Origin of the sequence: Wolbachia endosymbiont (group B) of Melanostoma mellinum, from assembly GCF_947251465.1 — a bacterium.
Taxonomy (GTDB): Bacteria; Pseudomonadota; Alphaproteobacteria; order Rickettsiales; family Anaplasmataceae; genus Wolbachia.
The window spans coordinates 889,095-901,752 of record NZ_OX366366.1 but is presented as its reverse complement, the minus strand read 5'-3'; the positions used below and the strand labels follow the sequence as shown (position 1 = coordinate 901,752).

The window sequence follows — 12,658 nt, the reverse complement described above, 5'->3', positions numbered from 1 at the left end:
CATAGTCCAAATAAGCTCTAAAAATCAGCTATCATAGCGAGATGCTGTGCGGACGGAATGGGATTCGAACCCATGGTACGCTCATCACGTACGTCAGTTTTCAAGACTGGTGCCTTAAACCGCTCGGCCATCCGTCCACCTCTTTTTTACCACAATATTTAATTTCAAGCAATCTATAAAAATCTTACTTGCCTACACAAAAGCTACTAAACACACTATCCAATATTTCCTCAACATTAATAATTCCAATTACTGCACCAAGTTCAAATGCAGCAAGCCTCAAGTCTTCAGATATCAACTCAATTGGATTATAGATATTAAAACGCTGTAAATGTTCCAGTGCTTTCTGCATGTGATTCCTATGTCTTTGCCGAGTAATCACAGGAGTATCTCTATCATGCCCAAATTTTTCCTTTGCCTTCTCTTTTATGAGAGAGATCAATTTGTTTGTACCTATTCCCTTTAGAATAGAAATGGGTAAAAGATCTATGCCATTAATTTTTATATTGTGATTATTGATAACATCGTCAGCTTTGCTCAATACATAAATAGTATCGCTATTTACAACGTTGCAATTGATATTATGACGCTGTTCAAAAGGAAATAGTTCTATTCTTAAATCAGCTTCAAAAGACCTTTTTTTCGCTCGACTTATACCTTCTGATTCTATTGGATCTGAACTCTCACGAATTCCAGCAGTATCAGAGAGAATGATTGGGTATCCACCAATGTCAATATGAGCTTCAAGTATATCTCTTGTTGTGCCTGCATATTCAGAAACAATAGCAATATCACGCTTGGCTAAGAAATTAAACAGAGTTGATTTACCAACATTTGGTTTACCAGTTATTACAACGTGTAAACCCTCACGCAACCTTTCGCCTCGTCTATTATCATTTAGGTGCTCTTGTATTGATTGCACAAGAGTTTTCACTTCATTATTAATTTTTTCCAACTCATTTTTTTCTGCCAAAATATCTTCTGGAAAGTCTATATATGCTTCGATTTTGGATTGTATCGTTATTAATCTTTGCCTCCAATTGCTGTATAGTCTCTCCAATTCTCCTGATATCTGCTTAATCGCTTGTTTAGCTTGCATTTTCGTCTCAGCATCAATTAAGTCTGCAATCCCTTCTATTTGCGTTAAGTCAAATTTACCATTTAGAAAAGCCCTAAGTGAGAATTCCCCAGGCCTGGCCATAACGAAAATTTTTGATAATTCCTCCAAGATGATTTTTATAATTGCCTTGCTTCCATGCATTTGTAACTCTATAACATCCTCGCCAGTGAAGCTGTTTGGGGCAGGAAAATAAATAATTATTCCATTGTCTATCAATTGATTGGAACCATCATATAAGTCAACTAAAGTAGCAAGCCTTGGTTTAACTTCTTTCTTAATGTTAAAATGATTTAAAGCTTTAAGTGCATCGTTACCTGAAATTCTAATTACTGCAACTCCTGACTTACCAAATACAGTTGATAAGGCAAAGATAGTTTCATTTTTGTTTGTCATTAATTTATATACACTACTTAGCAATTTAAAATACTTAATCTAAAAAATTTTTACTTATTTTGCTAATTTATGTTAATGCAGTATTAGTAAATATATTGTATAGAAAAACCGTCAGGTAAAAATATTTATTTTGAAAACTGATAATATGATTTATAATCATGAATACGGGTTTTAAACATTTTATGCTCAAGAAATTAGCTTGGTATTGGTCATTTATAGAGTTGATTAAAGGGTTTGTTATTACATTAAAATATATGTTTAAGCCAAAGGTTACTTTGAGATATCCTATGGAGAAGGGCCCGTTAAGTCCAAGGTTTCGTGGTGAGCATGCGTTGCGTAGGTATCCAAACGGTGAAGAGCGCTGCATAGCTTGTAAATTATGTGAAGTTATCTGCCCTGCCCAAGCAATAGTTATCGAAGCAGAGGAAAAAGAAGACGGAAGTCGTCGCACTACACGTTATGATATTGATATGACAAAATGTATATATTGTGGGCTTTGCCAGGAAGCATGTCCTGTTGATGCAATTGTGGAGGGTCCTAACTTTGAATTTGCTACTGAAACAAGAGAAGAGCTAATGTACAATAAGGAAAAATTATTGCGTAATGGTGAAGTTTGGGAAGACGCAATTGCACTCAGGTTAAAAAAGAACAGGCCGTATTATTAACTAGGTATGTCAACAATTAAAATTTCTTACAGCAAGTATGTAATAGATCTCTTGTACAACTGTTATTTAACTGAAAGATCAGTAGCTCACCTTTTGGTGTCATTCCAGCGCGTGACGCTGGAATCTAGAAAAGAAAGAAACATGGATCCCAGTGTCAAGCACTGGGATGACAAAAGGTCTAATGAATGATAAAAGTTACCTTTTTATCCGAACAAAAAGTAAAAGAATACAGTGGTAGAGTCACTGGCTTTGATATATTACAACCGGATGCTTTGAGAGAAGCAATTGCCTTTAAGGTAAATGGTGAGTTGTATGATCTCTCACGTGAAATTGAATCTGATACAGAGATAGAGGTAATACAACTGAGTGACGAAGCGGGTTTAGATATAATAAGGCATGATGCTGCTCATATAATGGCGCAGGCAGTAAAAGAGCTCTTTCCTAATACTCAGATTACTATCGGGCCAACAATTCAAGATGGTTTCTACTATGATTTTGCTACAGATCGTGCCTTTACCACGGACGATCTTACTGCAATAGAAAAAAAAATGAAGGAAATTATAAAAAGTAACCACAGATTCGTCCGAGAAGTTTGGACTCGTAAGCAGGCAATTGATTTCTTTAGTGATATAGGTGAAAGATACAAGGTTGATATTGTCTCATCAATACCAGAAAACGAAAACCTAACTGTTTATAAACAAGGCAACTTTGTAGACCTATGTCGTGGTCCGCACTCACCATCAACTGGCAGAGTTAAAGCGTTTAAACTTATGAAAGTAGCAGGTGCATACTGGCGTGGCGATTCTAAGGGCCCAATGTTGCAAAGAATATATGGCACCGCGTGGAGAAATAAGGATGAATTAAATACTTATCTTAAACGTCTGGAGGAAGCAGAAAAACGCGACCACCGCAAAATTGCTAAGGATATGGACTTATTTCACATTCAAGAGGAAGCTGTTGGGCAGATTTTTTGGCATGAACAGGGATATACTTTATATAATGTTCTTGAGTCTTACATCAGAAAAAAGTTAATGAACAATGGCTACTTTGAGGTAAAAACACCTATTTTAGTAAGCAAAGAGCTGTGGGAAAAATCGGGACATTGGGATAAGTTTCGTGAAAATATGTTCATTATTGATGAATCTGAAAGTAAAAAGCTAGCAATAAAACCCATGAATTGCCCTTGTCATGTGCAGATTTTTAATTCTCACACCAGAAGCTATCGTGATTTACCGATACGTATGGCAGAGTTTGGCACATGCCATAGAAATGAAAGCTCAGGCTCATTGCATGGAATGATGCGAGTGCGTGGTTTTACGCAAGACGATGCACATATTTTTTGTATGGAAAAACAAGTGAATTCTGAAACTGTAAAGTTTTGTGACCTTTTAAAAGAAGTATATTCAGAACTTGGGTTCAATGAAATTTCTGTGAAATTTTCAGACCGTCCAGATACTAGATCAGGTAATGATGAAGTGTGGGATAGAGCTGAAAGAGCACTGCTTGAAGCAGTTAAAGAAGCAGGGCTTAGTTATGAACTTAATCCTGGTGAAGGTGCATTTTATGGTCCAAAGTTAGAGTTTGTTTTGAAAGATGCAATAGGTAGAAATTGGCAATGTGGAACGTTGCAAGTTGATTTTATTTTACCGGAGCGGCTTGGAGCTTTTTATATAGGAGCAGACGGACAAAAGCACCACCCTGTTATGCTACATAGAGCAATTCTTGGAACTTTTGAACGTTTTATTGGGATTTTGATAGAAAATTATGCAGGAAAATTTCCAATTTGGCTTGCTCCAACGCAACTTGCTATTCTGACCATTATAAATGAAGCTGATGGTTATGCTACTGAAATCAGCAATATTTTAAAAGAACAAGGTGTTAGAATTAAGACCGATTTGACCAATGAAAAAATTAGTTATAAGATACGCTTGCATAGTTCAAATAAGGTACCTATATTATGGGTTATAGGTAAAAATGAGATCATCAATAGAACTGTGTCAGTGAGAAATTTAGGGTCAGAAGAACAAGAGTCTTTTCCTTTGGAAAAGGCTACTGAATTGCTTTTAAAAAGTATTAATTTGAGTTAAGGGAGAAAAACTTGCAAGTTCAAAAGAATAATAAAAACAAAATTAATGAATTCATTACAGCTAAGGAAGTACGCTTAGTTGATCATAATGGTGAAATGGTTGGAATTGTGCCATTAAGACAAGCTTTGGAAGTTGCACAAGGTGTCAATTTAGACTTGGTAGAAATTGCACCTGATTCAACTCCTCCAGTATGTAAAATACTCGACTACAGTAAACAAAAATATGATGCAAAAAAGAAGGCAAGCGAGGCAAAAAAGAAACAAAGAGCATTAACTATAAAGGAAATTAAGCTGGGCCCCAATATTGATAATCATGACTATGAAACAAAATTGCGTCAAACAAGAGATTTTCTTATATCTGGGCATAAAATCAAGTGCACAATGAAATTTAGAGGTAGAGAGCTTATAAATACTGAGGTTGGAGTGGAAAAATTAGAACGGCTAATTCGAGACACTGAAGATATTGCAAAGGTAGAGCTAGCGCCTAAAAGGGAAGGAAATCAATATTTTCTAACTCTGGTTGCTAAGTAGTAAAACGACTTAAAAGTGTAAGTTAAGTTACTGCCCTATCTTCAATTACATGACGAAAATGTCTGATTAGCCCTTGCACTGGCCAAGCTGCAGCATCGCCAAGCGCACAAATTGTATGTCCTTCTATTTGAGTTGTAAGGTCAAGTAGCTTATCTACTTCACCAGGTTTAATATTTCCTGCTACCATTCTTCTCATAATTCTCCACATCCATCCAGTACCTTCACGACATGGTGTACATTGCCCACAGGACTCATGCATATAGAAATGTGATAATCTTTCTATTGCAGCTATTATGTCAGTTGATTTATCCATCACTATCACAGCAGCAGTACCAAGCCCTGATTGTACAGCTCTCAATGAATCAAAATCCATTTCAATAGTATCGCATATAGATTTTGGAATTAATGGTACTGAAGACCCACCAGGTATTACAGCAAGTAAGTTATCCCAACCTCCTCGCACTCCACCTGCATATTTTTCAATTAATTCACGTAGTGAAATTCCTAGCTCTTCTTCAACATTACATGGATTATTTACATGCCCTGAAATACAAAAGACCTTAGTGCCAGTATTATTTGGTTTACCAAGAGATGCAAACCACTCTCCTCCGCGATTTAGGATATCTGGAACCATAGATATAGTTTCAACGTTGTTTATTGTAGTGGGGCAGCCAAAAAGTCCAACACCTGCGGGAAATGGAGGTTTCATGCGAGGAAAGCCCTTTTTTCCTTCAATGGATTCGAGTTGAGCTGTTTCTTCCCCACATATGTAAGCTCCTGCACCCCTATGGATAAACACATCAAGATCATAACCTGACTTGCAGGCATTTTTTCCAATTAAGTTTTCTTTATAGGCTTCCTCAAGTGCTTTTTTTAGAACTAAATGTTCATTATAAAATTCACCCCTGATATAAATATACGCAGCTGATGCGCTGATCGCTCTGCCAGCCAGAAGAATTCCCTCAAGTAGCTTGTGTGGCTCATATCGTAATATGTTTCTGTCTTTACATGTACCAGGTTCTGACTCATCTGCATTGACTACTAAATATGCTTTTGGAGGATTTTTAGGCATAAAGCTCCACTTAAGGCCAGTAGAAAATCCTGCACCCCCTCGACCTCTCAAGCCAGATTTCTTTACTTCATCAATGATTTTTTCTGATCCTAAATCCAGTAATTCCTTTGTTTTTTGCCAACTACCACGTTTTTTTGCACCCTCAAGTAGTGGTGTTTCTTTACCATTTAAGTTTGTGAATATTTTGTCCTGTTCTTTTAGCATGCTTTTAAGATTCTAAGTGATCCCGACGCGATTCGAACGCGTGACCCACTGATTAAAAGTCAGTTGCTCTACCGGCTGAGCTACGGGATCATTTTATTTTTCAGCTATAATAAACAGTAATATAGTTTTTATCCATTTTAATCAAACTAAAATTTTCATGTGTGGTTAAATAAATTATATAATGTACTGTATTAGTGATAATTTAATTAAAAATTTTTGAAGGAAAACTTCTTGTTAATTCAAAGATTCATTTGGTAAAGCTGACGTACAACTCTAAAAAGATAGAGAATTATACATAAATGCAGAATTTGTGCACTATTTAGCAATAGCCTCACAAATAAATATTTCTTGCATTTCAGCCTGAGTGATTTATGCTTTAAGCAAAAGTTGGGGGCATAGCTCAGCTGGTAGAGCATCTGTTTTGCACGCAGAAGGTCAGCGGTTCGATCCCGCTTGCCTCCACCAATCCACAAACAAGAAAAGGGCGGTTAGCTCAGTTGGTAGAGCATCTCGTTTACACCGAGGGGGTCGGCACTGTCATCACTGCCATTAAGTTAAGGAAAAGTGATGAACTGTATTATAAAATCAGGTAAGATTCACAAATTAAAAGAAGTAATGACATGAGTAAAAAAAAGAATAATCATGTTTATAAAAAATAAATTGATGAGTTTAAACTTTATAAACGCACACAGAGCATCCTCAAAAGACTTCTCACGAAAAAGAAAGCTGCCCTTCGTTAATGTATTTCTCCTGATTTTTAGAAAGAGTGTAAAGTCATTACAAGTGATGCTTAATGAGTTTGTTCTGCATACAAGAAAAGATTATACAATTACGGCAAGTGCATTTACTCAAGCAAGAAAGAAGCTAAAACATACTGCGTTTTCAGAGTTAAATGATGATATAGTTTCCCTATACTACCAAGATCAGGAATTTAAAACCCACCATGGCTTCAGAGTACTTGCATTTGATGCTTCAATACTGATTCTGCCAAAGAGCGACAAAATAATAGGTGAGTTTGGCTCAAGAGCAGTATGGAATGGAATCCAGAGATTTGAAGACTATACAAGTGCAACCTTTGAAGTTTGCTACGATGTGCTAAATAATATTGCAATAAAATCTGTGCTAAGTAGAGGTGACAGCTATGAGGTTGATTTAGCAATCGGTATGCTTGAATCCATAAAATCAGACGATTTGTTAATCTGTGATAGAGGATACGTATCTTATCGATTTCTTGCTGAGCTTACAGGAAGGAAAATCAATTATATAATTCGCTGTTCAAGTTCGTCTTTCAATGAAATAAACACTATGTTTAAGCCGGAAAGCCCATCTAGTACGGTGGTAGTGTCTACCGCACCTATTAAAGTAGCAAGACAGCTACGAAAGCTAGGATTACCTGATGAGATGAAATTCAGGTTAGTCAAAATAATACTTTCTTCTGGCGAAGTTGAAGTGTTAGTAACATCTCTGTTAGATGAGAAACGTTTTACAGTTGAAGAGTTTGAGAGATTATATTACTTGCGCTGGGGAGTAGAAACATTTTTTTCTAGGCTGAAGGGAAGATTAAATTTAGAGAATTTCACAGGAAAAAGTATTGAAACTATCAAGCAGGATTTTTGGTCAACTATCTTCATCAGTAATCTAGAAAGTATCATGATAGAAGATGATGAAGAGACATTGAGCTCACAGAATAGTAAACTAAAAAAAAGCATCAATAAATCTGTCTCATTTAATGCGATTAAAAACTTAGCCTTTGATATTTTTTCTACAGAGTCAGACATAGACTGCATTATGTATCGACTATCACAGTTATTTTTGATGAACACTTTAGTGGTGAGAAAAGGGAGAAGAGTTGATCGTCATAAGATATCTGATATTCGTTCACTCAACTACCAGAAAAGAGCTAGAAAACATGTGTTTTAAATTCAAGATATCTTTTCAGTATCATTGCATTAGTACATTCTTTGCAAAATAACCTGCAATTATTACTTTTTTAAATAACTTGCACTTTTCAGACTCCCTTTTCTTAAAAATTCACCCTAGTATTTACCATAATTATCAATCACTTCAAATTTTTTGTCCAATCTTAACTTCTCTTTCCCTTAACTTAATGGCAGTGGCACTGTCATCGCCCATTAAATGGAGAGTTTTTAGCCAAAATTTAAAATACAAAAATACACTAAAAACTAATCAAATAAACACGGTATCTCACTGTCAATATTTACCCATAAAAACTCTATATTTTACATAATCTATTAAGAATACTCTCTATTTCTCTACAATATAGGGTATTTTTCAACAATTTAGATAGAGTAAACAAGTCAATAAAAGAATTTAATTTGACAGTAGAGAGAGGTTTGTTTTGAAAAATATTTTAGATTGAGAAAAATTAGTGCTAAGTTGCAAAAATCTTTTTTTAACAGTATACTGTAATAACACTAAGGTACTAGTAGTGACAGGGATTACACAAGAAAAATACTCATCAAAAACTCTAGCATCAGAACTGCAAAATCTTCCAGAACCTAGAGCAAGTCTTAATTCAGCTTATGAAAGCAGTGATATTGATGAGAATATTATTTTAGAACTTCCACTCAATAATTTGCTTTGTCTATTAGAAGCTCCTAAAGATGGCGACGAAGGAAGAAATGCTCGGTCAGGGTATCAAACATGCATAGATTTTATAAGAACTCATTATATTGTAAACGAGCAAGAAATAAACTCTAAAAGTATAGCTCTTTTCATAATAGTCCAAACGAGGTAAAATAAGGTTTTATAGTAGTGAAGGTAAGGATGCCAGCAGCATATAGTTATAAAAAAAGCAATGGAAGCACTAGAAGAAGGAGAAAGCAGGGAAACGGTGGCAGCAAGATTTAAAATTGGAAGAACTACGTTATGGGAGTGGCAGCAAAGAAGAAAAGAAACAGGAGATTTTCAGTCAAAAAAACTTGGAAATGGAGGTTATAATCACAAAATTACTGACTGGAATAAATTTACTGAATTTGCTAAAAAATATGGTGGTATCGGAAATGGCTAAGCTTTGGAGCAATGTTAGTATCCCAACGATCCATCGAGCTCTTAAAAAAATTGGACTCACACGCAAAAAAAGACATATGGATACAAAGAAAGAAACGAAGAAAAACGCGCTGAATTTTTGAAAATTATAGCAACAAAAGAACCTCAAAACTTAGTTTATATAGATGAGTCTGGACACCGAGTTATGGATATTGCCAGAAGGGACAGAGGTTTTATGCTCTAAAATCTGGTAAAAAAATTCAACGAATCAGTATGATTGCAGCCTTAAACGGCAGAAAAATAGTTGTTCCGTTAACATTTGAAGGCCACTGTAATATGGATATCTTTAATAAATGGTTTGAGCAGTTTCTGACACCGATTTTGAAACCTGGACAAACTGTTATCCTTGATAATGCTACTTTTCATAAGTCTAATAAGATTTGCTAAAGGAGTTGGCGCAGAAATTTTATATCTACCGCCTTATTCTCCCGATTTTAACAAAATTGAGCATCATTGGTTTGCTATAAAAAACAGAGCTAGTCCTCTATTCACATCTTTTCGTCATGCTGTTGATTCCGCTTTTCTATAAGCTTTTCGGACTATTATGAAAAGAGCTATAAATGGCTATTTATAATGAATTTTGTCAGTAACTGCCAGTTCTTTTCACTTGAGCGATGCAACAAAGCCCACTGGGATCCAGCCTGTTTTATCTTTTATCATAGAATGAGACGTTCAGCATATTCATCTTTTTCCATTACCATATCATAAACAATCATTCCATGGGAGCGCATAATTTCAGGTGTATGATCACGAATCAATTTATCAATCTTGAAATAATTTTCTTTATACTTCCTTTGACGGATATCAAAACTTTATTTGGTAAAATCAAACCGTGACTTTCGATTTAACCCAATTATACAATTTACTCATTTTACCATCTTGACCGAGCATTCCAGAGTTATTTTTATAAAAAGTGTCAACTATTAGCTTGATAGAGCCTATGGCAGCAGAAAATACGGGATTTTTATCATACTCGCCATCAAGGCCACTGAGAGACTCAGGGCATCCAATGCGGACTTGTTTGTTGAATATATAGCTTGCAATCTCTTTCATGCTTGTGAGTTGACTGGTTCCACCTGTGAGCACTACTTTATTGATTGGATCTTTTTGTTCTTGAAATTGTTCTCTTACCAGTTCAAATATCTCCTCAACTCTAGGTCTTATGATGTCAATAAGTTCGGACTTGGGTACTCGAGTCGGTTCATCATTTTCACTGTTTTGCAGTGTAATATATTCGTTCTCATCTATTGAAGTTACGACAGTGCTACCGTATAGTATTTTTATGCGTTCAGCATGCTCTATACTTGTGCATAGTCCATAAGCTATATCTCGAGTGATGTGAATGCCACCAATTGGAATGCTGCTTGTGTATATAAGCTTTCCTCTCTTAAAAATTCCAATTGCAGTACACCCACCCCCTATGTCAACAATGGCAGTTCCTAGCTCTTTTTCATCTTCACTTAGACAGGCAAGGCCTGCAGAATATGCGGAAGCAATACAACCAGCCATACTTATCCCGCTATTATTAGTTATACAATTTTCAATGTTGGTAAGCGCTGGACGCGAAGCAGTGACGACATTAACATCAGCAGATAGTCTTTTTCCGTACAATCCACCAACCTCTTTTATATCAGTCATGTCATCCAAGTGATATTTCAGTGGTATATTGTGAATGATAACATTTTCTTCGATATATTTCTCAAACGTCTGAAAGACTACACGTTTTATATCTCGGTCTGAAATTTCGTGATTAGCTGCAATAATTTCGTTATATACGTTAAAAGATGAGACTCCACATCCGGCTACATTCACATATATCTGGTCTATAGTCTCTTCTGATACTTGCTCAGCTAAACCTATAGTTGATGAAATAGAGTAACTTGCATGCTTTGCATCAGTTATTGATCCACCGCTTATACCTTCTGCACTTTTATAACCCGTTCCTATTATTTTATAGCTGAAGTTGCTATTGATCTTAACAATGAGACAGATAATTTTTGTTGTACCTACGTCTAAAACGGCAAAAACATTTCGCTTTGGTTTTATTATTACTGCAGAGTACATTAGTTGACCTTATGACACAATTCCATTCAAATTGTAGCTTCCTTTAATAATTTATATTTCTATTAAAAATACAGCAACATTTTAATATACCCAAAATACTGTACAAAGGAAAAAATAAAACATAAAATTTTAATTTTATGTCTAAATTGCCAATTGTAATTGCCCCTGATGAAAGGTTAACTACACGTGCCAGTGAAGTAATAGATATAACCGATAAAATTAAAGAATTAGTAAACGACATGTTCGAAACTATGTACTATGCAGAAGGTCTTGGTCTTGCTGCAGTACAAGTTGGAGTGCTGAAGAGAATTTTTATCATGGACGTTCAGCCAGAGAAGGCTGAAGATGGGCCAGCAGGATATGAATCAACTGGCAAATTTTGCATGATTAACCCTGAAATTACAGAATTATCGGGTGAACAAGTAATTCTCAAAGAAGGGTGCCTTTCAATTCCAGAGCAAAGCCATGAAATTAAGCGTCCAAAATATTTAACTGTGAAATATAAAAATTTAAATAACGAAGAACAGACGCTAAAAGCTAGTGGTTGGCTTGCAAGGTGTATTCAGCATGAGTTAGATCATTTAAATGGTATATTATACGTTAGACATTTGTCTAAATTGAAGTACGATATGGCTATGAAAAAAGCTCAAAAGGTTAAGAGGCACTATGAACAATGAAGATCTAGAATTGTTGAAGTTCTATCATGAAGTGGGTGTTGACTGCACGCTAACTGAAGGTGAAGAGGAAAAAAAAGTGGAAAATGAGAGAGCTGCACAGTCTTCTGTCATCGAGCAGAAAAAAGCCATGTTCCCAAGTGACTGGATCATTGAAGCAAGGAAGCTTGCAAGTGAATGTGGTAGTGTAGATGAACTAAGAAGTGCAGTTAAGTCATTTGAGGGTTGTGAAATAAAAAAAACTGCAACTAATACTGTTTTTTCTGATGGTAATCCAAATGCAAAAATCATGCTTATTGGTGAAGCACCAGGAGCAAATGAAGACCTGAAAGGCATACCATTTTGTGGTGCAAGCGGAATGCTGCTCGATAAGATGCTCGGTGCAATTAATCTGGACCGCACTAAGGTATATATAAGCAACACCGTGTTTTGGCGTCCACCAGGTAATAGAAAACCAACTGATCTAGAGCTTGATATGTGCAGACCATTTGTTGAGAAGCATATTGCTCTTGTTTTACCGCAGATTCTAATTTTAGTTGGAGGAATTGCATGTTATAGCCTTCTTGATAACACAAAGACTATATCGAACTTGCGTGGCAAATTTCATACTTATACTAACCAATATTTATCTCATGCAATTACCACAGCCGCTATATTTCATCCAGCCTATCTACTTCGTCAACCAGCACAAAAACGCTTAGCTTGGGAAGATTTAAAGAAGATTAGAGAATATCTTGATAATACCAATAACCACACGGACGTTTAGCTCACTACTCGTTG

General features: G+C 35.8%; 10 protein-coding genes, 3 tRNA genes and 1 pseudogene. 9 read left to right on the top strand and 5 right to left on the bottom strand.

What is annotated here, in order from left to right:
• Nucleotides 1-49: 49 nt before the first annotated feature.
• Together OPR42_RS04215 and mnmE are read right to left on the bottom strand one after the other, a co-directional pair.
• Nucleotides 50-137: transfer RNA gene (locus OPR42_RS04215), tRNA-Ser, on the bottom strand.
• A 47-nt stretch (nucleotides 138-184) separates the two neighbouring features.
• Nucleotides 185-1,513 carry a tRNA uridine-5-carboxymethylaminomethyl(34) synthesis GTPase MnmE gene (gene mnmE, locus OPR42_RS04210; RefSeq protein ID WP_265041906.1) on the bottom strand — a complete coding sequence of 443 codons (1,329 nt, stop codon included), beginning with the start codon at nucleotides 1,511-1,513 and terminating at the stop codon, nucleotides 185-187.
• Nucleotides 1,514-1,695: 182 nt separating this feature from the next.
• Between mnmE and nuoI the strand changes: the two genes are divergently transcribed.
• The 3 genes from nuoI to infC all read left to right on the top strand — a co-directional run bounded on the left by nuoI (nucleotide 1,696) and on the right by infC (nucleotide 4,795).
• Nucleotides 1,696-2,178, top strand: a complete 483-nt coding sequence (gene nuoI / locus OPR42_RS04205) for an NADH-quinone oxidoreductase subunit NuoI (RefSeq protein WP_264374802.1) — start codon at nucleotides 1,696-1,698, stop codon at nucleotides 2,176-2,178.
• Between the two features lie 185 nt (nucleotides 2,179-2,363).
• Nucleotides 2,364-4,265, top strand: coding sequence for a threonine--tRNA ligase (gene thrS / locus OPR42_RS04200; protein WP_264704515.1), 1,902 nt, complete (start codon nucleotides 2,364-2,366; stop codon nucleotides 4,263-4,265).
• An 11-nt stretch (nucleotides 4,266-4,276) separates the two neighbouring features.
• Nucleotides 4,277-4,795 carry a translation initiation factor IF-3 gene (gene infC / locus OPR42_RS04195; protein ID WP_010404127.1) on the top strand — a complete coding sequence of 173 codons (519 nt, stop codon included), beginning with the start codon at nucleotides 4,277-4,279 and terminating at the stop codon, nucleotides 4,793-4,795.
• A gap of 22 nt (nucleotides 4,796-4,817) precedes the next feature.
• Here infC and nuoF read toward each other — a convergent pair whose 3' ends face one another.
• Together nuoF and OPR42_RS04185 are read right to left on the bottom strand one after the other, a co-directional pair.
• The gene (nuoF, locus tag OPR42_RS04190; RefSeq protein ID WP_064085745.1) at nucleotides 4,818-6,071 is read right to left on the bottom strand and encodes an NADH-quinone oxidoreductase subunit NuoF; all 1,254 of its coding nucleotides are present in this window, start codon (nucleotides 6,069-6,071) and stop codon (nucleotides 4,818-4,820) included.
• Nucleotides 6,072-6,088: 17 nt separating this feature from the next.
• Nucleotides 6,089-6,161 (bottom strand) — tRNA-Lys (locus OPR42_RS04185).
• A gap of 299 nt (nucleotides 6,162-6,460) precedes the next feature.
• On the opposite strand from OPR42_RS04185, the gene OPR42_RS04180 reads away from it, so the two are divergent.
• From OPR42_RS04180 to OPR42_RS04165, 4 genes and pseudogenes are all read left to right on the top strand, one after another.
• A tRNA-Ala gene (locus OPR42_RS04180) sits at nucleotides 6,461-6,536 on the top strand.
• A 177-nt stretch (nucleotides 6,537-6,713) separates the two neighbouring features.
• Nucleotides 6,714-7,991 carry an IS4 family transposase gene (locus OPR42_RS04175; RefSeq protein WP_265041416.1) on the top strand — a complete coding sequence of 426 codons (1,278 nt, stop codon included), beginning with the start codon at nucleotides 6,714-6,716 and terminating at the stop codon, nucleotides 7,989-7,991.
• A 529-nt stretch (nucleotides 7,992-8,520) separates the two neighbouring features.
• The gene (locus OPR42_RS04170) at nucleotides 8,521-8,829 is read left to right on the top strand and encodes a hypothetical protein (RefSeq protein ID WP_264704516.1); all 309 of its coding nucleotides are present in this window, start codon (nucleotides 8,521-8,523) and stop codon (nucleotides 8,827-8,829) included.
• A 29-nt stretch (nucleotides 8,830-8,858) separates the two neighbouring features.
• A pseudogene (locus tag OPR42_RS04165) lies at nucleotides 8,859-9,669 on the top strand (IS630 family transposase).
• A 296-nt stretch (nucleotides 9,670-9,965) separates the two neighbouring features.
• Here the strand turns inward: OPR42_RS04165 and ftsA are convergent.
• The gene (gene ftsA, locus OPR42_RS04160) at nucleotides 9,966-11,204 is read right to left on the bottom strand and encodes a cell division protein FtsA (RefSeq protein ID WP_010403853.1); all 1,239 of its coding nucleotides are present in this window, start codon (nucleotides 11,202-11,204) and stop codon (nucleotides 9,966-9,968) included.
• 137 nt (nucleotides 11,205-11,341) lie between these two features.
• Here ftsA and def point away from each other — a divergent pair, with 137 nt between their 5' ends.
• Together def and OPR42_RS04150 are read left to right on the top strand one after the other, a co-directional pair.
• Nucleotides 11,342-11,881 (top strand): peptide deformylase, encoded by a 540-nt coding sequence (def, locus tag OPR42_RS04155; protein WP_007302315.1) that lies wholly within the window; start codon nucleotides 11,342-11,344, stop codon nucleotides 11,879-11,881.
• On the top strand, nucleotides 11,871-12,644 hold the full coding sequence (locus tag OPR42_RS04150) for a uracil-DNA glycosylase (RefSeq protein ID WP_064085643.1): 774 nt from the start codon (nucleotides 11,871-11,873) through the stop codon (nucleotides 12,642-12,644). Before def ends, OPR42_RS04150 begins: the two co-directional genes overlap by 11 nt.
• Nucleotides 12,645-12,658: the final 14 nt, after the last annotated feature.